Source organism: Cupriavidus sp. 05L411 (assembly GCF_056398045.1).
In genome coordinates, this window is sequence record NZ_JBFTOQ010000010.1 from 161038 (window position 1) to 183033 (window position 21996).

Annotated in this window: 17 protein-coding genes; 8 read left to right on the plus strand and 9 right to left on the minus strand. The window is 64.9% G+C overall.

The annotated features are described in order from the left end of the window. Positions 1-27: 27 nt before the first annotated feature. Positions 28-2205, plus strand: coding sequence for an ATP-dependent DNA helicase (locus tag AC1DQR_RS14930; RefSeq protein WP_477133265.1), 2178 nt, complete (start codon positions 28-30; stop codon positions 2203-2205). A gap of 92 nt (positions 2206-2297) precedes the next feature. Here AC1DQR_RS14930 and AC1DQR_RS14935 read toward each other — a convergent pair whose 3' ends face one another. After that, positions 2298-3131, minus strand: a complete 834-nt coding sequence (locus AC1DQR_RS14935) for an outer membrane protein assembly factor BamD (RefSeq protein ID WP_150987724.1) — start codon at positions 3129-3131, stop codon at positions 2298-2300. Between the two features lie 16 nt (positions 3132-3147). On the opposite strand from AC1DQR_RS14935, the gene AC1DQR_RS14940 reads away from it, so the two are divergent. Continuing rightward, entirely contained in the window at positions 3148-4365 is a 1218-nt protein-coding gene (locus AC1DQR_RS14940) for an RluA family pseudouridine synthase (protein ID WP_416048205.1), read from the plus strand. Further along, entirely contained in the window at positions 4355-5146 is a 792-nt protein-coding gene (pgeF, locus tag AC1DQR_RS14945) for a peptidoglycan editing factor PgeF (protein WP_477133245.1), read from the plus strand. The genes AC1DQR_RS14940 and pgeF overlap by 11 nt, the downstream gene beginning before the upstream one ends. Before the next feature lie 13 nt (positions 5147-5159). Here pgeF and AC1DQR_RS14950 read toward each other — a convergent pair whose 3' ends face one another. After that, the gene (locus AC1DQR_RS14950) at positions 5160-5420 is read right to left on the minus strand and encodes a hypothetical protein (RefSeq protein ID WP_174424451.1); all 261 of its coding nucleotides are present in this window, start codon (positions 5418-5420) and stop codon (positions 5160-5162) included. Between the two features lie 372 nt (positions 5421-5792). On the opposite strand from AC1DQR_RS14950, the gene phaC reads away from it, so the two are divergent. From phaC to AC1DQR_RS14975, 5 genes are all read left to right on the plus strand, one after another. Further along, positions 5793-7586: a class I poly(R)-hydroxyalkanoic acid synthase gene (gene phaC / locus AC1DQR_RS14955; RefSeq protein WP_416048207.1), complete on the plus strand. Its 1794-nt coding sequence runs from the start codon at positions 5793-5795 to the stop codon at positions 7584-7586. A gap of 76 nt (positions 7587-7662) precedes the next feature. Further along, a complete protein-coding gene (locus AC1DQR_RS14960) occupies positions 7663-8844 on the plus strand; it encodes an acetyl-CoA C-acetyltransferase (RefSeq protein ID WP_043345333.1) in 1182 nt (393 codons plus the stop codon). A 114-nt stretch (positions 8845-8958) separates the two neighbouring features. Beyond that, positions 8959-9699, plus strand: coding sequence for a 3-ketoacyl-ACP reductase (locus AC1DQR_RS14965; RefSeq protein ID WP_043345337.1), 741 nt, complete (start codon positions 8959-8961; stop codon positions 9697-9699). A gap of 396 nt (positions 9700-10095) precedes the next feature. After that, positions 10096-10647, plus strand: a complete 552-nt coding sequence (gene phaR, locus AC1DQR_RS14970; RefSeq protein ID WP_006155938.1) for a polyhydroxyalkanoate synthesis repressor PhaR — start codon at positions 10096-10098, stop codon at positions 10645-10647. A 384-nt stretch (positions 10648-11031) separates the two neighbouring features. Continuing rightward, positions 11032-12012: a tRNA dihydrouridine synthase gene (locus tag AC1DQR_RS14975; protein WP_477133246.1), complete on the plus strand. Its 981-nt coding sequence runs from the start codon at positions 11032-11034 to the stop codon at positions 12010-12012. 46 nt (positions 12013-12058) lie between these two features. Here AC1DQR_RS14975 and AC1DQR_RS14980 read toward each other — a convergent pair whose 3' ends face one another. From AC1DQR_RS14980 to AC1DQR_RS15010, 7 genes are all read right to left on the minus strand, one after another. Further along, the gene (locus AC1DQR_RS14980) at positions 12059-14542 is read right to left on the minus strand and encodes a TonB-dependent siderophore receptor (RefSeq protein ID WP_416048209.1); all 2484 of its coding nucleotides are present in this window, start codon (positions 14540-14542) and stop codon (positions 12059-12061) included. Between the two features lie 115 nt (positions 14543-14657). Then, a complete protein-coding gene (locus AC1DQR_RS14985) occupies positions 14658-15665 on the minus strand; it encodes a siderophore ABC transporter substrate-binding protein (RefSeq protein WP_416048210.1) in 1008 nt (335 codons plus the stop codon). Beyond that, the gene (locus tag AC1DQR_RS14990; RefSeq protein ID WP_477133247.1) at positions 15662-16438 is read right to left on the minus strand and encodes an iron ABC transporter ATP-binding protein; all 777 of its coding nucleotides are present in this window, start codon (positions 16436-16438) and stop codon (positions 15662-15664) included. The genes AC1DQR_RS14985 and AC1DQR_RS14990 overlap by 4 nt, the downstream gene beginning before the upstream one ends. Then, a complete protein-coding gene (locus tag AC1DQR_RS14995; RefSeq protein WP_416048212.1) occupies positions 16435-17385 on the minus strand; it encodes an iron chelate uptake ABC transporter family permease subunit in 951 nt (316 codons plus the stop codon). The genes AC1DQR_RS14990 and AC1DQR_RS14995 overlap by 4 nt, the downstream gene beginning before the upstream one ends. Then, complete coding sequence (locus tag AC1DQR_RS15000) at positions 17382-18323, minus strand: ABC transporter permease (protein ID WP_477133248.1); 942 nt, start codon at positions 18321-18323, stop codon at positions 17382-17384. Before AC1DQR_RS15000 ends, AC1DQR_RS14995 begins: the two co-directional genes overlap by 4 nt. Beyond that, positions 18323-20089 (minus strand): ABC transporter ATP-binding protein, encoded by a 1767-nt coding sequence (locus tag AC1DQR_RS15005; RefSeq protein ID WP_477133249.1) that lies wholly within the window; start codon positions 20087-20089, stop codon positions 18323-18325. Before AC1DQR_RS15005 ends, AC1DQR_RS15000 begins: the two co-directional genes overlap by 1 nt. Further along, positions 20083-21891 (minus strand): ABC transporter ATP-binding protein, encoded by a 1809-nt coding sequence (locus AC1DQR_RS15010; RefSeq protein WP_477133250.1) that lies wholly within the window; start codon positions 21889-21891, stop codon positions 20083-20085. Before AC1DQR_RS15010 ends, AC1DQR_RS15005 begins: the two co-directional genes overlap by 7 nt. Between the last annotated feature and the right edge of the window lie 105 nt (positions 21892-21996).

Sequence of the window (21996 nt, forward strand, 5' to 3'; positions counted from 1 at the left end):
AGCCTCGCCTTGCCCGACTCCGAAGACCTGCCCGCCGCCACCGTAACGTCAGATCCGTCTGATCACGCCGCTACGCCCGACACGCCTGACTCGCCCGAAGCACCGGTGGCCAGCGCTGCCGGGCCGGCCGGTATGGCGGCTTCGCACGCCGCCCAACTGGCCACCATCTTTGCCGAGACCGGGACCCTGGCCACCGGCATCGAAGGCTATCGCCCGCGCGCGGCGCAAGAGCAGATGGCCGCCGCCGTGGCCGGGGCGATCGAGCGCGCAGACACGGTCATCGTCGAGGCCGGTACGGGCACGGGCAAGACCTTTGCCTACCTGGTTCCGGCCATGCTGTGGGGCGGCAAGGTGATCCTCTCCACCGGCACCAAGAACCTGCAGGACCAGCTTTTCCTTCGCGATATCCCCACGGTGCGCAAAGYGCTCAATGTGCCGGTGTCGGTGGCGCTGCTAAAGGGGCGGGCCAACTACCTCTGCCATTACCACCTGGAGCGGGCCGAGATCCAGGGCCGCCTGGCTTCGCGCCAGGATGCCGCCTGGCTGCGCGAGATCGCCCGCTTTGCCAAAGTCACGTCGTCGGGCGACAAGGGCGAGCTGGCCTCGGTGCCGGAAAACGCGCCGGTCTGGCAGCTGGTCACCTCGACCCGTGACAACTGCATGGGCACGGAGTGTCCAAGCTACAAAGAGTGCTTTGTGATGCGCGCTCGCAAGGAAGCACAGCAGGCGGACATCGTGGTGGTCAACCACCACCTGTTTTTTGCCGACGTGGTGCTGCGTGACACGGGCATGGCCGAGCTGCTGCCAGCTGCCAATACGGTGATCTTCGACGAAGCGCACCAGTTGCCCGATACGGCGACGCTGTTCTTCGGCGAGAGCCTGTCTACCAGCCAGCTGCTGGAGCTGGCACGGGACACCGTGGCCGAGGGTCTCTCGCACGCGCGGGACGCCGCCGACTGGGTGCGGATCGCGGCCCCCCTGGAGCGCGCCGCGCGGGACCTGCGCCTGGCCTTCACCCGGGACAATTCCCGCCTGGCGGTGAGCCAGATCGAGGCGGATCCCCGCATCGGCAAGCCATTCTTCGAGACGCTGGACGCGCTCGAAACCGCGCTGGCGGAGTTTGTGACCCTGCTGGAAAGCCAGGCCGAACGAGCCGAGTCATTGGAGCAGTGCCATCGCCGCGCGGTGGAGCTCGACCAACGCCTGGCCGCCTGGCGCAACGATGCCAAGGCGGTGCCACCGCCCGCCGCCGTGGAGGGCGATGAAAAAGCCCTGGCCAGCGCAGCCTTCGGGCCGGAAACCGTGCGCTGGGTCGAGGTGTTCTCCCAGACCGTGCAGTTGCACCGCACGCCCCTGTCGATCGCGCCGATCTTCACCCGACAGCGCGAAGGGCACCCGCGTGCCTGGATCTTCACCTCGGCTACGCTATCCGTGAAGGGCAATTTCACGCACTATGCGGCCCAGCTTGGCCTGGACAAGGACAAGTCGCTGACGTTGCCCAGCCCGTTCGACTACGCCACCCAGGGCCTGCTCTACGTGCCGCGCGACCTGCCGGCGCCGCAGTCGCCGCAGTTCACCGACGCCGTGGTGCAGACCGCGCTGCCGCTGATCGAGGCCGCCGGCGGCCGCGCTTTCCTGCTGTGCACCACGCTGCGGGCAGTGCAGCGGGCCTCCGACCTGCTTTACGAGGCCTTTGCCGAACGCGGCCTGGAGCTGCCCTTGCTGGTGCAGGGCCAGGCCAGCCGTACCGAATTGCTGGATCGCTTCCGCGAGCTTGGCAATGCGGTGCTGGTGGGCAGCCAGAGCTTCTGGGAAGGCGTCGACGTGCGCGGCGAGGCGCTCTCGCTGGTCATCATCGACAAGCTGCCGTTTGCCCCGCCCGACGACCCGGTGCTGGCGGCGCGCATGGAAGTGCTGCAAAAGAAGGGCCTGAGCCCGTTCGCCGTGCATCAGCTGCCGCATGCCGTGATCACGCTCAAGCAGGGCGCGGGGCGGCTGATCCGCTCGGAATCGGACCGTGGCGTGCTGGTGATCTGCGATACCAGGCTGGTAGAGAAACCCTACGGCCGCCAGATCTGGCAGAGCCTGCCGCCCTTCAAGCGCACGCGCGAGGCCGAGACGGTGGTCCACTTCCTGGAGTCGCTGCGCAATGGCGAAAGCGCGCCGGCGGCTGACGACGCCGCAGGGGAAGCCGCGCCCGATTGACCGCCTAGCGCGGGCGGCGGCCAACAAACAAAAAACCCGATCTTCCGATCGGGTTTTTTGTTGCCAGCGCCCGCAAGCGCCGTGCCTGACGTTCAGAACACTTCCCACCAGGACTTCTTGTCCTTGCGGCGTTCCCCGTACTTGATGTAATCGCTGTTGGGGAAGTTCTTTTCCATCACGCGGGCGGTGTCGTCGCGCAAGTCCTTCATGCCCAGCGAATCGTACGAGCGGATCATGATGTACAGCGCTTCCTCGTTGGCCGGCGCGCCGTCATAGTCCTTGAGCGCTTGCTGGGCCCGGTTTGCGGCGGCCAGGTAGGCGCCACGGCGGTAGTAGTAACGTGCCGCATGGACCTCGTGCTGGGCCAGCGAGTTCACGATGTATTGCATGCGCGCGGCAGCATCCGTCGTGTACTTGCTGTCCGGGAAGCGCGTGACCAGCGTGTTGAAGGCGTCATAAGCAGCGCGCGCGGCCTTGGGGTCACGCTCGCTCAGGTCCTGGCCGGAAAAACGGCCAAGCCAGCCCAAATTGTCATTGAAGTTGATCAGGCCCTTCAGGTAATAGGCATAATCCACGTTCGGGTGATTCGGATGCAACTGGATGAAGCGGTCGACCGAGGCAAGCGCGGCGGCGGTTTCGCCGTCCTTGTAGTTGGCGTAGGCGGTATCGATCTGTGCCTGCTGGGCGAAACGGCCGAAGGGATAACGTCCCTCAAGCTTCTCGTACAGCTTCACAGCTCGGGTAAAGTCGCCGGAATCTAGTGCGTCCTTGGCTTCCGAATATAATTTGTTAGCCGACCAGCCGGCAGTTTCGTCTGGTTGATCCGACAGCAGGCCGCACGCCGATAGCATGACGCAGCCGCCTGCGAGCAGAATCGCTCCAATTCTTGCGCGCCAGCTGGCGCGCTTCATGCTCATCAATTGCATGGGCAACGTATCCCGGATGAAAAATAGCGTCAAGCATTATAGCCCAAGCCCCTTGTCGGAAACCGCCGCCAAGGGCATCGAGCAGCAAGCTGCCGATTCAACCGACATCTTGAACGAGGTGGAGGACCTGGAAGACCTGACCGATGTGGCCGCGCTAGGCGGCCTGGAGGCAGGAGCGGAGGCATCTCCAATCGAATTGGAAATGCAGCCGGTAGAGATCGAAGTCGATGGTGCGTCACACGGCGAGCGCCTCGACAAGTTGTTGGCACGCCACCTCAGCGGCTTCTCGCGCAGCCGCCTGCAGCAATGGATCGAGAACGGGGCGGTGCTGGTCGACGGCGAGGTGCGCCGCTCCAAGTCTTCCGTGCAGATGGGCGAACGCGTCGTGGTCCGTCCGCAGGCGGCGGCAGAATCGCGCGCCTTCGTGGCCGAAGACGTGCCGCTCAACGTGGTGTACGAGGACGCCACGCTACTGGTCATCGACAAGCCCGCCGGCCTGGTGGTGCATCCTGCCGCCGGCAACTGGGGCGGCACGGTGCTAAACGGCCTGCTGCACCGCTACCCGGAGGCTGCAAGCCTGCCGCGCGCGGGCATCGTCCACCGGCTCGACAAGGAAACATCGGGGCTGATGGTGGTGGCCCGCACGCTGACCGCCCAGACCGACCTGGTGCGCCAGCTGCAGGCGCGTACCGTCAAGCGCAGCTACCTGGCGCTGGTGTGGGGCGTGACGCCCGAGTCCGGCACCATCGATGCGCCGATCGGCCGTGATCCGCGCGAGCGGATCCGCATGGCGATCGTGCTCACCAACAGCGGCAAGCCCTCGCGCACCCATTTCCGTACCCTTGGCACGGTGCCGCTCGGGCGCGGCCATGTCTCCATGGTGATGTGCCAGCTCGAAACCGGCCGCACCCACCAGATTCGCGTCCACTTCGAGTCGATCGGCCACCCGATGGTGGGCGACCCGGTCTATCACCGCGCCGCCACCCAGCGTGGCCAGCGTCCGGCCATCAAGGCACCGCTGCCGGTGCCGCTGGCGCGCCAGGCGCTCCACGCCTTCCGGCTTGGGCTGGTGCACCCGGCCACCGGCAAGCTCGTATCTTGGGAAGCGCAGCCGCCCGATGACTTGCAGGCGCTGATCGAAGCGCTCGACTTTGACCGTGCCGGCGACGATGACGAGGACGACGGCTGGACGGAAGGTGAGGACGGCGCATGGGAATACGGCGATGACGACTGAGGCGCCTTGGCTGGTCCCCGACTGGCCGGCGCCGGCGCGGGTGCGCGCGTTGTTCACCACTCGCCAGGGTGGCGTCAGCGAGGCCCCCTATGGCCTGGCTGACGGCAGCCCGGGCGGGCTGAACCTTGGCACCCATGTGGGCGACGATGCCGCCGCGGTCGCGGCCAACCGCGCACGGCTGGCGGCGCGGCTGCCGGCCGCACCGGGCTGGCTGGAGCAGGTGCATGGCTGCGCGATTGCCACCGAGGACCAGTTTGCCGCCGATGGCGCGGTTCCGCAGGCGGACGCCAGCATTGCCACGACCGCTGGCCGGGTCTGCGCCGTGATGACCGCCGATTGCCTGCCCGTGCTGCTGTGCGACCGTGCAGGCACGGTGGTTGGCGCCGCGCACGCCGGCTGGCGCGGGCTGTGTGGCGGCGTGATCGAGGCAGCCCTGGCGCGTATGGGCAAGCAGGTTGGCGCGCAGGCGCAGTGGCTGGCCTGGCTCGGGCCGGCCATCGGCCCGGATGCCTTCGAGGTTGGCGCCGAAGTCCGGCAGGCGTTCCTGGCCCAGGCGCGGCCTGACGAGACGGCGCAGGTGGATCTCGCCTTCCGCGCCGGCGCAGGCGGCAAGTACTTCGCCGATATCTACGCGCTGGCCCGCATCCGCCTGGCCCGCGCCGGCTGCACCGCGGTGTATGGCGGCGACGCCTGCACCGTTGGCGATGCGCAGCGCTTCTACTCCTACCGGCGCGACGGCGTCACGGGGCGCATGGCCAGCCTGGTCTGGCTGGCCGCCTGAAACTTTCCCAGCGTCAATCCCGGGCAGGCGGCTGTTCTGGCCCCGCGGATTCTGCAGGTGCCACGGAGCCGGAGGGCGCTTGCGCGCTCTTCGCCTGCCTGGCTTCCTCTGCCTTTCGCCGGCGCAGGCGCCCCGGGGTGCCCATGATGTACACCAGGATCGCCACCGGGAACAGGCCGTAAAAGACGAACGTGGCCAGTCCCGCGACCACGGTATGCTCGGTAATGGCCATCATCAGGACCACATACAGCCAACCGATTGCAACGATGTACATCAGAAAGTCATCCTTCTCGGGCAAGCTATCCCCGTGGCCGGAGTGGTGCCAAAGGGAGGCTCGCAGGTTCGCGCTGAGCGCATTTTGCCGTTAGCGCCGGTCCGCGCATTTTTCCGCATTGACAGGCATAACATTGCAAGGCAACAATGACCTCGAATGCACTGCAAGGCTGTGTGCTGGCAGGCATTCGCAGGCTCCGCCGGGACGTTCAGGTCCGCGGCGCGGCGTGTCCGGCAAGCATACCGCATGACGTCACCAGCCGAGGGCGTCAGCGCGGGCCGGTTCCGAGGCTGGCGGCGGGGGAGAGCCCCGCGGTGGTGGTACGCCGCCCAGCCAGCTTTCAAATAAGTGACGGCAGAGAGACGAAACATCATGGCAACCGGCAAAGGTGCGGCAGCTTCCACCAAGGAAGACAAGTCCCAACCGTTTTCATTTGCTTCGGGGCCATTTGATCCAGCGACATGGCTGGAATGGTCCCGTCAGGCACAGGCTAACGGTGCGACGACCCAGCAGGGCATGCCTGGCATGCCTTCTATCCCCGGTTTCGAGGCATTGAAGGGTTCCGCCATGGCGGGCGTGAAAATCGCGCCCGATCAACTGGCCGACATCCAGCAACGCTACATGAAGGACTTCACCGCGCTCTGGCGAAGCATGGCCGAGGGCGGCGCCAATCCCGCCACGGCCCTGGCCGATCGCCGCTTTTCCGGCGATGCCTGGCGCAGCAGCGCGGCATTTCACTACGCCGCCGCTTTCTACCTGATCAATGCGCGCGCCATGAATGAGCTGGCGGGCGCGGTCGAAGCCGATGCCAAGACCCGCCAGCGCATCCGTTTTGCGATCTCGCAATGGGTCGACGCCATGTCGCCGGCCAATTTCCTCGCCACCAATCCGGAAGCGCAGAAAAAGCTGATCGACTCCGGCGGCGAATCGCTGCGGGCCGGTGTGCGCAACATGCTCGACGACCTTGGCCGCGGCAAGATCTCGCAGACCGACGAATCCGCCTTCGAAGTGGGCCGCAACGTGGCCGTGACCGAAGGCGCGGTGGTCTACGAGAACGCCTACTTCCAGTTGCTGCAGTACAAGCCCGTCACCGACAAGGTGTTTGCGCGCCCGCTGTTGCTGGTGCCGCCTTGCATCAACAAGTACTACATCCTCGACCTGCAGCCGCAGACCTCGCTGGTGAACTACATGGTGGAGCAGGGCCATACCGTCTACATGGTTTCCTGGCGCAATCCGGATGCCTCGATGGCCGAGCTCAGCTGGGATGACTACATCGAACATGCCGCCATCCGTGCCATCGAAGTCACGCGCGAGATCAGCGGCCAGGACCAGATCAACGTGCTGGGCTTCTGCGTGGGCGGCACCATCGTCTCCACTGCGCTGGCGGTGCTGGCCAAGCGCGGCGAGCATCCCGCCGCCAGCCTGACGCTGCTGACCACGCTGCTTGATTTTGCCGATACCGGCGTGCTCGATGTGTTCGTCGACGAAGCCCACGTCAAGCTGCGTGAAAACACCCTGGGTGGTGCGGCGGGTACGCCCTGCGCGCTGCTGCGTGGCGTGGAACTGGCCAACACGTTCTCGTTCCTGCGTCCCAACGACCTGGTCTGGAACTATGTCGTCGACAACTACCTGAAGGGCAATACGCCGGTCCCATTCGACCTGCTGTTCTGGAACGGCGACGCCACCAACCTGCCGGGCCCCTGGTATTGCTGGTACCTGCGCCATACCTACCTGCAGAACGAGCTCAAGGTGCCGGGCAAGCTGACCGTGTGCAACGCGCCGGTGGACCTGGGCAGCATCGACGTGCCAACTTACATCTATGGCTCGCGTGAAGACCACATCGTGCCCTGGATGTCGGCCTATGCTTCTACCGCGTTGCTCAAGAACAAGCTGCGTTTCGTGCTGGGCGCGTCGGGCCATATCGCCGGCGTGATCAACCCGCCGGCCAAGAAGAAGCGCAGCCACTGGACCAACGACAAGCTCCCGGCTTCGGCGCAGGAGTGGTTCGACGGCGCCGCCGAGCATGCCGGCAGCTGGTGGCCGGACTGGGCGGCCTGGCTGGCCAAGCACGCCGGCGCGCGCAAGGCGGCCCCCACCGACTACGGCAACAAGGACTACCGCGCGATCGAGCCGGCACCGGGCCGCTACGTCAAGGCGAAGGCATAGGATTTGTCCGGGCCGGCGCCCTGCGGGGCCGGCCTCTTTCCCCCCTTATTTGCATCCAACTCGAGAGGACCTCCCAATGACTGACATTGTCATCGTATCCGCTGCCCGTACCGCGGTGGGCAAGTTCGGCGGCTCGCTCGCCAAGATTCCCGCGCCCGAGCTGGGCGCCATCGTCATCAAGGCTGCGCTTGAGCGTGCCGGCGTCAAGCCCGAGCAGGTCAGCGAAGTGATCATGGGCCAGGTGCTGACGGCCGGCTCCGGCCAGAACCCGGCGCGCCAGGCAGCGCTGAAGGCTGGCCTGCCCGTGATGGTGCCGGCCATGACCATCAACAAGGTCTGCGGCTCCGGCCTGAAAGCCGTGATGCTGGCCGCCAACGCGATTGCCGCGGGCGATGCCGAGATCGTGGTCGCTGGTGGCCAGGAAAACATGAGCGCCGCACCACACGTGCTGCCGGGATCGCGCGATGGCTTCCGCATGGGCGACGCCAAGCTGATCGACAGCATGATCGTGGACGGCCTGTGGGACGTCTACAACCAGTACCACATGGGCGTCACCGCCGAGAACGTGGCCAAGGAATACGGCATCACGCGCGAAGCCCAGGACGCGTTCGCGGCCGGTTCGCAGAACAAGGCGGAAGCCGCGCAGAAGGCCGGCAAGTTCGATGAAGAAATCGTGCCGGTGCCGATTCCCCAGCGCAAGGGTGACCCGGTGATGTTCGCCACCGATGAGTTCGTGCGCCACGGCGTCACGCAAGACGCGCTCGCTGGCCTCAAGCCCGCCTTCGACAAGGCCGGGTCCGTGACCGCCGCCAACGCCTCGGGCCTGAACGACGGCGCCGCCGCGGTGGTGGTCATGTCGGCGGCCAAGGCCAAGGAACTCGGCCTGACCCCGCTGGCCACGATCCGCGCCTACGGCACCGCCGGTGTCGATCCCAAGGTGATGGGCATGGGCCCGGTGCCCGCGTCCAAGCGCTGCCTGTCGCGCGCCGGCTGGAGCGTGGAAGAGCTCGATCTGATGGAAATCAACGAAGCCTTCGCCGCCCAGGCCCTGGCCGTGCATAAGCAGATGGGCTGGGATACGTCCAAGGTCAACGTCAACGGCGGCGCCATCGCGATTGGCCACCCGATCGGCGCGTCGGGCTGCCGCATCCTGGTCACGCTGCTGCACGAAATGAAGCGCCGCGACGCCCACAAGGGCCTGGCCTCGCTGTGCATCGGCGGCGGCATGGGTGTGGCGCTGGCTGTGGAACGCAAGTGACGATTTGCCGGGCTTGCCGCAGCGAACAAGCGCGCAGGCCGGTCTGAGGGGTGTGCCGGCGAGGGGGGCTTCCCGCAGCCGGCGTCAATAAAAACTAGCCATCAAGGAGTAGATATGACTCAGCGCATTGCATACGTAACCGGTGGCATGGGTGGCATTGGAACGGCCATCTGCCAGCGTCTGGCCAAAGATGGCTACAAGGTCGTGGCCGGTTGCGGCCCCAACTCGCCGCGCCGCGAAAAATGGCTCGAGCAGCAGAAGGCCCTGGGCTTCGATTTTGTCGCCTCGGAAGGCAATGTTGCCGACTGGGATTCGACCAAAGCCGCGTTCGACAAGGTCAAGGCCGAAGTGGGCGAAGTCGACATCCTGATCAACAACGCCGGCATCACGCGCGACGTGGTGTTCCGCAAGATGACGCGCGCCGACTGGGATGCCGTGATCGACACCAACCTGACCTCGCTGTTCAACGTGACCAAGCAGGTCATCGATGGCATGGCGGATCGTGGCTTTGGCCGCATCGTCAATATCTCGTCGGTCAACGGCCAGAAGGGCCAGTTCGGCCAGACCAACTACTCCACCGCCAAGGCTGGCTTGCACGGCTTCACCATGGCTTTGGCGCAGGAAGTTGCGACCAAGGGCGTGACCGTGAACACGGTGTCGCCGGGCTATATCGCTACCGATATGGTCAAGTCGATCCGCCAGGACGTGCTGGACAAGATCGTCGGCACGATTCCGGTCAAGCGTCTGGGCGCGCCGGAAGAAATTGCCTCGATCTGCGCGTGGCTGGCGTCCGAAGAGTCGGGTTTCTCGACGGGCGCGGACTTCTCGCTGAACGGCGGCCTGCACATGGGGTAACGAACGGCAAGCCATCCCTGGTTTTCCCGGATGGTTTCTTGTCTTGGGAAGGTCCTCTGCCGAGGGCCTTTTTCATTTCTGCGGCCGCTTGCGAGGCCTCTCACCCCGCAGCAATATTGCATCGCACACCCCGCACCGCACCAACGCGCGGGCGTGGCGTGGCATTGCAGGCCCCAAACACCCGCAATCCTTTGCCCCGTGCGGGTTTTCCTTAACGGGTCCGGCTTTCAATAGTGCCTTGTTGGGCATAGAATCAGGGCAGCGGCTAGCCCGCACCAAAATAGATCATGCGTTGCAGGTCAACACGTTGTATCCCCCGCTGGCGGTCCCTATTTGCGCACCGCACAGCATGCGGTGCAGCAGCATGCAACAGCGACGATAAAAGGATAGAGCACGATGGCTACCACCAAGAAAGGCGCAGAGCGACTGATCAAGAAGTATCCAAACCGCCGGCTCTACGACACGCAGACCAGCACCTACATCACGCTAGCCGACGTCAAGCAGCTCGTGATGGATACCGAAGACTTCAAGGTGATCGACGCCAAGTCCGGCGACGAGCTCACGCGCAGCATCCTCCTGCAGATCATTCTCGAAGAAGAGACTGGCGGCGTGCCGATGTTCTCAAGCTCCATGCTGTCGCAGATCATCCGCTACTACGGCCATGCGATGCAGGGCATGATGGGCACCTACCTGGAAAAGAACATCCAGGCCTTCATCGACATCCAGAGCAAGCTGGCAGAGAACTCCAAGGGCCTGTACTCGGGTGAGCCGTTCAGCCCCGATATGTGGTCCCAGTTCATGAACATGCAGGGCCCGATGATGCAAGGGATGATGAGCAACTACATCGAGCAGAGCAAGAACCTGTTCGTGCAGATGCAGGAGCAGATGCAAAGCCAGGCCAAGAACATGTTTGGCACGTTCCCGTTCAATCAGCCGGACAAGAAGTAGAGCCGGCGCACGCCGCGCCGGCCTGTTGCGCGTTCCCAATCCCTCGGGAACGCATGGAACCCTCGCGGCGCCGGCAGCCTCCTTTCCCGCAAAGTGGCTTCAGGCCGGGCTGGCGTGGAGGCGAATTCCCAGCGCACGCATGACCTTCCTTCGCTGATCGGGGCGATCGGTTAAAATCATGCATATTCGGGTAACGCGGGGAATCACCGCGGCTGCTACCCCTGTCAAATGTGGCGATTCATACTGCGGACTCGCCTGCACAGCGCGAATCCCAATGCCCTCCGCAATCCAAGACATTCGCCAGGCGCTCGCCGCCGAGGCCACTCCCGTTCCGACGGTGGGTTTGGCGTTTTCTCGTTTTCCGGCATCGATGCCAGCCAACGCATGAGCCGGCTGTTTCTTGCCCCCATGGAGGGGCTTGCTGATTACGTGCTGCGCGACGTGCTGACCGGCTCGGGAGGATACGACGGATGTGTATCCGAGTTCGTCAGGGTGACGGGCTCTTTGCTTCCCGAACGCGTCTACGAGAGGGACACGCCCGAAATCCTCCACGGCGGCCATACTCCAGGCGGCACACCGATGGTGATCCAGCTGCTCGGGAGCGATCCTGAATGGCTGGCGGTCAATGCCGCACAGGCAGCGACCTTGTCGCCGCATGGCATCGACCTGAATTTCGGCTGTCCTGCCAAAGTCGTCAACCGGCACGGTGGCGGGGCCATGCTGCTGGCGGATCCTGAACTGCTGAACCGGATCGTTTCGTCCGTTCGTGCTGCGGTGCCTGCGAACATCGCCGTGACAGCCAAAATGCGGCTGGGCGTGTCTGATACCTCGCTGGCGATCGACTGCGCCACGGCGCTGGCGGAAGGCGGCGCGGCGTCCCTGGTCGTGCATGCCAGGACCCGGGATCATGGCTACCGGCCGCCGGCCCACTGGGAATGGATCGCGCGTATCGATGCTGCGGTGGACGTGCCGGTTACTGCCAACGGCGAAGTCTGGACGGTGGCCGACTGGGAGCGCTGCCGGGCCGTCAGCGGCTGTGCCGACGTGATGATCGGGCGGGGTGCCGTGTCGGATCCGTTCCTGGCCTTGCGCATACGCGGACTGATGGACAGAACGCCCTGCGCCGAGGAATGGCCGTCGGTGCTCCGCCATATCGCCGGCTACCTGAAGAAGCTGCAGGCCAATGACGAATGCGCTCACGAGCACGGACGCGTCAAGCTGTGGCTCAGCTACCTGAAACGGACCTGGCCGCAGGCTGCCGAGTTGCACGCAGCTATCCGGCGCCTGCAAGGGGCGCTGGAGGTTCAGGCGGTGATCGAGTGCGCCCTGGAGGGCATGCCGGGGGCATCACACTCGTTGCAATAGGCTCGCGAGCAGACGTGGCCATCAGAAGTGTATGCGCGCGCATCGTTCAGAAGTCCATCGTGGCCGAGAGCATGAAGGTGCGTGGTGCGCCCAGGGCCAAACTGGACAGCAGCGGCATGCCCCAATAGGCCTTGTTGGTCACGTTGGTGACGCTGGCCCGCACGGTCAGCGGATGGCTGGAGACCTGGGTAGCATAGCGTGCGCCCAGGTCATACACCGTGTAGCCCGGCACCGACAGCGAGTTGTCGGCACTGATGTATTGCTTGGATACGGCGGTCGCATTGGCGGTCAGCGTCAAGCCCCGCACGGCGGAGGTGTCCCACTCCACGCCCAGCTTGCCTTGCAGCTTGGGCACCCCGGTTGCCGATTTGCCCTGGTTGACGCCGCCGGCGGTCTTGGTGAGCTTGGGGTCCACATAGGCGATGCCACCCATCAAGCGCACGCCGCGCAGCGGCGAGCCAAAGAAGCCCCACTCGACACCCCGGTTGCGCTGCTCTCCGCCAAAGGAAAAAACGTTGGTGGAAATGTCGGTATAGCTGCTTGGCCGCTCGATTTCATACAAGCTGACCGTGTGGGCGAATTCGCCGAGATCGAGCTTGAGGCCAATTTCCTTCTGCTTGGTCTTGGACGGCGGAAACAGCTCTCCCGCATTGGCGGCAGTTGCCGGCGCGGTCTGGCCCTTGCTTAACCCCTCAATATAATTGCCGTACACGGAAATATGGTCCGTGGCCTTGACCAGCAGCGCGGCCGCAGGCGTCATGGCGCTTGCGTCGTAGCGGGCACTGCGCGCCCCGGTCGTGAGGCTGAAGGTATCGGTGAGCGCTTCCTGGTGACGCACGCCCAGCGTCAGTTGCACCCTGTCCTGTGCAAAGGACAGGGTATCCGCTACGCCGTAGCTGGTCAGGCGCGTTTCCGTGTGGAGGGTCGGCGGCCAACGCATTCCGGCGGCTGGGCCCCAGGCCGGGTTGTAGATGTTGGTGGTCCAGTCCGCGCCCGGGACCGATCTGCGGCCATAGTCCTTTTCGGTGTCCGAGTAGTGCGTGACGTTTAAAGCCCATTGATGCTTGACGCTGCCGGTTTGGAACTTGCCCTTCAATCCAGCTTCCCCCGACGTCTTTTCAATATCGAAGGCCAGTTGGCCCATGCTGTGCCGAACATCGCCCGCCGCGTTGAGCACCTGGGCCGACATCGTACCGTTGTACTTGTAGTTGGTCCTGCTGGTGCCGAAGGCTGCATAGGCCGTCAGTTGTTCGCTCACGTCGAATTCGCCGCGGACGATCGCACCCTTGTCCGTGGTGTTGACGAAGGACCAATCCGGGTTCAGCAGGGTCTCGGGCCTGGGTGGCTTGGGCACTGCCACGCCGGGGGCCAGATTGATGCCTCGGGTCACGCCGTTCACGCGGTCATCGCTGGTGTAGAGGTCGGCAGAGAGGCGAGCGCGCTCGCCCCGCCAGTCCAGCCCGAGGGACGCGAACTGGGTTTTCTTTTCCTGCCGGTTGACCGCCCCCTCTCCATCCCGATAGACCCCGTTGAAGCGGATGCCGAACTGCTTGTTCTCACCAAAGCGCCGCCCAAGGTCCACATGTCCGCCGAACTGCGCATTGGACATGTAGGTCGCCGTCAGTCGCGTCAGCGGCTCATCGCCCGCGCGCTTGGGCACCAGATTGACGGTGCCGCCCACCGAGCCACCCGGAGGCATGCCGTTGAGCAAGGCCGATGGGCCTTTCAATACCTCGATACGCTCGAACATTTCAGGGGTGGTGCGGTAGTACGGTGCCATGCCGAACAGGCCGCCGATGGTGATATCGCTGGTGTTGGAGGCGAAGCCGCGGATGGAGTAGTTCTCGCTCCAGGCGCCGGTGACGCCGTTGCTGAACACAGTGGGATCGGTGGCGGCGATCACGTCGGTGATGTCCTTGGCCTGCCGGTCTTCGATGAACTTGTCCGTATAGCTAATGGTGGAAAACGGTGTTTCCATGAAATCCTTGTCGCCCAGCAGCCCCACGCGGCTGCCGGACGCCACCTGCCCGCCGGCGTAGGCGTCGATCGCTGAGCTCGCCTGTACCGTCACCGCCGGCAACGTAACCCCGCTTTCTGCGGCTGGGCTTTGCGTCTGTTGGGCCGTCCGGCTTAGCGTGTAGCGGCCGTTGGCCTCGCGCACTGCCTGCAGACCGTGCCCGCGTAGCAGTTCGGTGAAGCCCTCGCGCATGCTGTAGCTGCCGGACAGCCCCTGGCTGTTCTTGCCTTGGAGCAGGCTCGCATCCACGGTCAGCTCGACACCAGCCGCGGCGGCATAGGCATTGAGCGCCTCGCCCAGCGGGCCGGTCGGCACGTTGAAGCGGCTCCGGGCATCCACCGCCTGGCTGGTACTTTGTGCGAGTGCCGGCGGGGTGGCCAAGGCCAGGGCGCCCACGGTCAGCCCCAGCAGCAGCACCTTCGGCACGGCGGCGGCGCGGTTCAGGGCAAAGGCGGGATGGGGGCGCACCGCCTGCCGTGCAGGTCGCGCGATGCGATGGTGACGTTTGCTCATAGCAGGTTCTTTTCAGGTGAGATTGGGTTGGTTGTCGGCACGTCTTACGAGCGAGATATAACGAATACGAATCATTACGTTTTTGATTTAGGGCTAGGACAGGCTCCGGAACGAATCAGTGCTGATAGCCCTTGATGACGTCGTCGATCACGAGCTTCAAGGAGGTCGGGCTGGCGGCCGTGACGTACCATGCTTCAGCATCGACGAAGACCACACGGCCGTTCTTCCAGGCGTTGGTCTGGCGCAGCAGCGGGTTGCCCATGCTCCCGGCATCCATGACCGGACGGCGCTCCATCACGGCCGTCCGGTCCACCACGAAGATGATGTCGGGGTTGGCCTGTTGGATGAATTCGCTGGAAATCGGCTGGCCATGCAGGCCGGTCTCGACAGTGGGGCTGGCCGGTTTCACGCCCAGGGCATTGAAGACGAACCCGTAACGGGAATGCACGCCAAAGGAACTGAAGGCGCCGTTGTTGTGCAGAACGACAAGCGCCTTCTCGAGTCGGCCCTGGGTCATTCGCCTGGCCTCCTCGACCTTGGCGTCCAGTTCAGCCGCTTTCTGGCGGGCGAGGTTTTCCTTGCCAAAGATTCGCCCCAGGGTCATGAGGTGGTCCTTGATGACCTCGATGTGCTTGACCTGGCTATCCCGGTAGTCCACATCGAAATGAATCGTCGGAGCGATCTCGCTCAATTCCTTGTAGTGGTTCGCCTGGAGCGAGGTGATCAGGATCAGTTCAGGCCTGGCCGAATGAACCCGCTCCAGATTGGGCTGAACGATCGAGCCCAGATCCTGAACGTCCGGGGCGTCCTTGTACCTGGCGAGGAAGCGCGGGACGAAATCCTTCGGCATGCCAACGACAGGGACACCCAGTTGGTCGAGGAAATCGACTTCATTCATGTCGAGGGCGGCCGCGCGTTGCGGAAGGTGCTCGACGACGGTCGTTCCCAGCTTGTGCTGAACCGTGACGGGCGCGAACGCTTCCTGCGGGGGCCGGCTGGCAGAAGCCGGCTGTGCGGTTGCCTTTGGCGGTTCGGCTGGTTTCTGGTCGCACCCCTGTACCGCGACGGTCGCGGCCATCAGCAGGGCTAACGCCCAACACCTGTTTCTGTGATTCCGGGTCATTTCAGTTCGCCTGATGGATTGAAGTAGTTGCACACGCATCCTCGATCACTGCGCACGATTTCGAAGTCCAGTCCATACAGTTCCTGCAACCGCGTCTCGGTCACGGCCTCCACGACGGGGCCGCAGAAGCGAACCACTCCGCCCTTCAATGCGACGATGTGATCGGAGTAATTGGCAGCGAAATTGATGTCGTGGATCACCAGGATCACGGTGCGCCCGTGCTCGTCACACAAGCGGCGAAGCGCGCGCATGATCTGGACGGCATGCTTCATGTCGAGGTTGTTGAGTGGCTCGTCCAGCAGCAGAACATTCGTCTGCTGGGCAATGGTCATCGCCAGGAAGGCCATCTGGCGCTGCCCTCCGCTGAGTTCATCGATGTAGGTCCCGCGCAGCGCTTCCAGCGACAGGAACGCGATGGCCTCGTCGATCGCGTGGTGGTCCTCGGGGGTGAGCGCGCCGCGGCTGTAGGGGAAGCGCCCGAAAGCGACGAGTTCCTCGACCGTCAGGCGCAGATTGAAGTCGGGCGACTGGCGCAAGGTGGCGACGTGCTTGGCGTATTCGCTGATGCGGATGCTTGAAACCCTGCGATCCCCGATCAGGATGTCGCCCTGGGTGGGCTCCAGCAGGCGCGCGATCAGCAGCAGAAGCGTCGTTTTGCCTGCGCCGTTGGGGCCGATGAGAGAAGTCACGCGCTGCGCCGGGAATTGCGCGCTGACGCCGGAAAGGACGGTCTTGGCGCCGTAGGCCTTGTGAATGTTGTGAACGGTGATCATGCGATGCCTCGGGTGCGAACCATCAGCGCGAGGAAATACGCGCCACACACCAGGTTGACGAGAATGCTGACGGTGGTCTTGTAGTTGAAGACGTGTTCGACCAGAAGCTGGGCCACGATGAAAATGCCAATGGCGATCGCGCAGCCTATGGGCAGCGTGACCCGATGCCTGGAAGTCCGGGCCATCGCATAGGCGATGTTCGCAACGAAGATCCCCATGAAGGCCGTGGGCCCGAGCAGGCTGGTCGAGACCGCCACGAGAGCCGCGATCAGCGCGAAGTAGAGCCTCACGTACCGCTGGTAATCGACCCCTAGGGAAATGGCCTGGTCGCGGCCCAGCGAGAGCACGTCGAGGATCGGCAGAGTCTTCAGCCCTGGCAGGCACACGGCCGCGACCAGAACGCCCGAATAGAGCAACTGCTCGGGTTGTGCCCTGTTGAAGGATGTGTAGCTGAAGCCCTGGAGAACGGCGAACTCGCCCGGGCTGATCCTGAGCTGGACGAACTGTGTGACAGTGCCGATCACCATGGTCAGCACGAGTCCCAGCAGGAGGAGGAAATACACGTTGTACCTGCCGTTGCGCAAAAGCCACCGATGGATGGCCCACGAATAGGCGAGCATCAACAGGATGGAGAGGAAGAAGTTGCCGCTCTGGCCGAGTACCACCTGGCCATGCGTGCCCATGGCCAGGATCAGCAGCGACTGCAACAGCAGATAGACCGCCTCGTACCCCATGATCGCTGGCGTCAGAATCCGGTTGCCCGAGATGGTCTGGAACGTGATTGAGGAGAAGGCGACGCAGATGCCGCCGATGACGATGGCGGCCAGCCGGGCGAGCCGTTTGGGAATGACATAGTCGAGGTCGAATCCGGATCGCACGAGGATGAAAGCCGCGGCCAAGGCGATGACCACCATCCAGAGGGCATATCGGGGGGCAGCGCGCCTCATTTCTTCTTCCAGATGATGAGCACGAGGAACAGCACGCCGCCCACGCTGCCTGCGGTCAGGCCGATGGGCACCTCGAACGGGTAGATGAGCAGGCGGCCGAGAATGTCGCAGGCCAGCAGCAGCGACGCGCCGCCCAGAGCGACGATGGGCAGCGTCCGGCCCAGGTTGTCGCCGTGATGCAGCGCGACCAGGTTGGGGATGAGCAGCCCGACGAAGGGGATCGCGCCGACGGTGATGACCGTGGCGGACACGGTGACCGCTACCAGCATCAGGCCCAGCGCCGCCGTTGCCGAATAGCTCAGCCCCAGGCTGGTGGCCACGCCTTCGCCCATGCCGAGCACGGTGAAGCGGTGCGCATACAGGTAGGTGAGCGCGACGATCGGCAGGATCAGGTAGATGATCTCGTAGTTGCCCTGGACGACCTTTGAGAAATCGCCGAGCAGCCAGCCCTGCATGCTCTGCAGGATGTTGTAGCGGTAGGCGTAGAACTCGGCCACGGCACTCAGCACGCTGCCGTACATCAGGCCGATGACCGGCACGAGAACGGTGTTCTTGAATTTGATGCGGCGGATGATCGCCACATAGACCAGGCTCGCGGCGAAACAGAAGACCAGCGCGAACAGCATCCGGCGCATCGCGCCGCCGGCGGGCGCCAGCGTCATCGACGCCAGGATGCCGAGCTTGGCCGCATCCAGTCCGCCCGAGGTGGCCGGTTCGACGAACTTGTTGCGGACGATCTGCTGAAGGATCACGCCGCAGACGGACAGGCCTACGCCGGTCAAAACAAGCGCCGCCAAGCGGGGCAGGCGGCTGGCTGTCACCGTTAGCCAGGCATCGCCCGACAGCGAGAACACCTGCGACCATGCCAGTTGCCGGGCGCCGACCAGCAGCGAGGCGCCGCAGAGGATGGCGAACAACCCAAGCCAACGTGCGCGCATCAGCAGCGGTCTCCGTTCGACGCCGCCGTGATACGCCAGCCTCTGGCGGCCCGGCGCTGGGCCAGGAAGTGCGCGTAGCGTCCCTGGCTCGCGCGCAATGGCGCGGGCGAACCCTGCTCAACGACCTTGCCGCCGTCGAGCACCACGATCTGGTCGGCCATTGCCACCGTCGAGAGTTGGTGCGCGACGACGATCAGCGTGCGCTTGCCGCGCAGACGCGCCAGCGCCTCGGCGATGGCGGCCTGATTCTCCGCGTCCAGCGCGGCGGTGGCTTCGTCCACCAGCAGGATGGGCGCGTCCTTGATCAGCGCGCGGGCGATGGCGATGCGTTGGCGCTCACCGCCCGACAGGCGTGCGCCGCCTTCGCCGACCGGGGTGTCGATGCCCTGCGGCAGGCGCTCGATGATCTCGGCCACGCCAGCCTGCCGCGCAGCTTGCATGATCTCGACATCGTTGGCATTGGGTTTGCCGATGCGGATGTTGTCGGCAATGCTGCCAGCGAACAGGTAGTTGTGCTGGAAGATCTGACTGATCTGGCCGGCCAACTGCGCGTTGGACATCTGCCGCACGTCCACGCCACCGACGAGTACGCTGCCCTGGCTCACATCGAAGAAGCGTGCGATCAGCCGCACCAGTGTGGTCTTGCCCGACCCGGAGGCGCCAATCAGCGCGGTCATGCTGCCCGGCGCGATGCGCAGGTTCACGCCCTTCAGCACATCGGGTTGATCCCGTGTGTAGCGGAAGCTCACCTCGCGCAGCTCGATTGACGCATCACGCGGTGCCTGCGGCTGGTCCGGTTCCGGCAAGGGCTTGACCGCAAGGATCTCGCGCACCGCGTCGAGCTGGCCGTGCGCGCCGCGCAGGACATCGCCATAGCCGGCCACGTCCAGCAGCGGATCGATGTAGCGGTTGGCCAGCAGCAGGGCCACGATGCCGGCGACGACCGTGTCGGCTTCCGGCGCGCCGCCCAGGCAGGCGTTGAGCCACAACGCGGCGGCGATCAGCAACGTGGCGAAGACGGCCTGCACAACCCAGGCGTTGAGCGCCGTGGACGCCGCCGACAGATAGATCAACCGCGTGCCGGAGTGGCGTTGCTGGTCGATGGCCTGTTCAAGCAAGCGCGTGCTGCCGCCTTCACCGTTGAACGCACGCAGTACCGACTGGGCCTGGGCGAACTCGACCATGCGCTGGCTGGTATGGGCGAAGTGGCGATGGAAGGTGTGGTCGGCGCGCCGGCCCAGGCGAGCGGCGATCAGTAACGCGCCGATCAGGATCGGCAGCGCCACCAGCGCGATCAGGCCCATCGGCCAGTGCTGCGCGAACAGCGCGGCCACGATCACCACCGGTGTCACGGCGCCGCTGATCACCGGCGTGAGCACGTGTGCGGGAAGCTGGGCCACTGCCATCATGCCGTTCGTGATGACATGGCCAAGCCGGGCGCAGTTCTCCGGCGTGAACCAGCCGACGGGCAGGCGCGCAACGTGGTCGCCGATCCGCTGGCGCGCGCCCTGCAGGACGGCAACACCCACGCGCACGCCGGCCTTCTCCACCTTGCGCCGCCAGCCCCAGCAGGCCGTCATGCCGGACAGCAGCACGATGAGCCACAGCACAGCGCCGCGCGCATCGCCGGCCAGAAGGCGGCTGAGAATGGGCACCAGCGTGGTGATGGTCAGCCCGCTGAGCAGGCCATAGAACACGGCCATCCAGGCGTAGCGGCGGAAGACGGGCGCATCGTCGCCCAGCAGTTGAATGAAGGTTCTCAGCATGACGGCACCGCCAGCTCCTGGGGTTCTTCATAGCCGCCCAGCGTCCATAGCCGTGCATAGCGGCCTTTGCGCGCGATCAGCTCGGCGTGGCGGCCTTGCTCGTGGATCGTGCCGTTCTCGATCACGATGATGTGGTCGGCGTGCATCACCGTGTCGAGCCGGTGTGCAATGATCAGCAGCGTGCGGCCTTGCGCGAAGCGCGACAGCGCGTCCTGGATCGCCACCTCGTTCTCGGCGTCGGTGGCCGCGGTGGCTTCGTCGAGCACGAGCACGGACGGATCGAGCAGCACGGCACGGGCGATGCTCACGCGCTGCTGCTCGCCACCGGAGAGCAGCGCGTCCTCGCCTATCATCGAGTCGTAGCCGCGCGGCAGGCCCAGGATGCGCTCATGAATGTTCGCGGCGCGCGCGGCGTCCTCGACCTCCTGCTGGCTGGCCGAGGGCCGGCCCAGCGCGATGTTCTCGCGTACGCTGGCGTGGATGAGGCGCACCTCCTGCAACACGAAACCGATGCGCTGGTACAGATCCGAGGTCTCGATATGCCTCAAATCCACGCCGCCGAGCGTGATGCGCCCATCGGTCGGGTCGAAGAAGCGCAGCAGCAGCCGGGCCAGGGTCGATTTGCCAGCACCGGACGCGCCGACGATGGCGGTCACCGTGCCGGGCTTGAGGGTGAAGCTGACGTCCGACAGCACCTTGTTCTGCGCGTCGTAGGCGTAGCCGACGTGCTCAACTCGGATTTCGGTGCCCGTGGGCAACTGCCGCCTATCGGGCGCCGGCTGCTCCAGCACAGGCGTCCCCAGCAGCGCCTGCACGCGCTGGGCGGCACCGGTGGCATGGTTCAGGTCATGGGTGATGTAGTGCAGCAGCAGCAACGGCGCCGAGAGGCCCGGTGCCACCAGAGCGAACGGCAGCACGTCCACCGGGGTCATCCAGCCCAGGCTAACGAACAGCGTGCCGAAGACCAGCACCACGCCCAGCACCGCCACCGGCGCGATCATCGCGTTGGCGTTGGCCATTGAGCCCACGAGGGGACGGGTGAAACCGACAAAGGCTTGGGCGAAGGCATCGACCGCCTCGCGGTAGCCGCCGTGCGCTTTGCCGCTGGCCCCGAAGGACTTGACCACGGGAATGCCGTTGACGAACTCGACCACCGCGTTGTTGATGCGTCCCAGCCCGTCGACGAATGCCTTCATGTTCGCCCCGCTGGCCTTCATGGCCCTGCCAAAGAACAGGAAGAAGCCCGGGAACGGCAGGATCGAGACGATGGCCATGCGCCAGTCCATCGCGAACAGGTAGATGACCGAGATCAGGATGGCGCCCACGGCGCGCCCCATCGTCGTATAGAAGTGCGCGGTCAGGCTGTGCAGCGTGCCGATGTCGTCCTGCATGGCCTGCTTGACCTCGCCCGATGCGCGGCTGGTGAACCAGCCCAGCGGCACGCGGGCCAGCCGCTGCGTGGCCGCCAGGCGCAGGTGATGGGTGATGCGGTTGTCGGCCAGGTGGGCGGTCAGTTCCCCAGCGGACACCAGCGCCATGCCGACGAACAGGCTCACCACGCTGGCAATGACGGTCCACCAGACTTCGCCCTGCACTTGCGTGCGTGCCGCCGCCGCGACGTCGGCGCCGCCGAGGACGATCTTCGCAATATGTGCGATGCCGGCCAGCGGCGCCAGCGTGAACATGGCGCCCACGCCGGCCAGTACCGCGGCGGCGATCAGTTGCCCACGGATGGGGTTTAATACTTGGCTGATCGGTCCGGGTCCCTTGGGCTTGGCCGCCGCCGCGTCACGAGTGTTCATGAAAAAGAAACGTCCAGAGATTCAGAAAGATGCGATGTGTCGGTCATGGAGGAGTCCCGTGAATCGAAATGATAATTAGTTGCATGACTATAAACTAATTGAAGA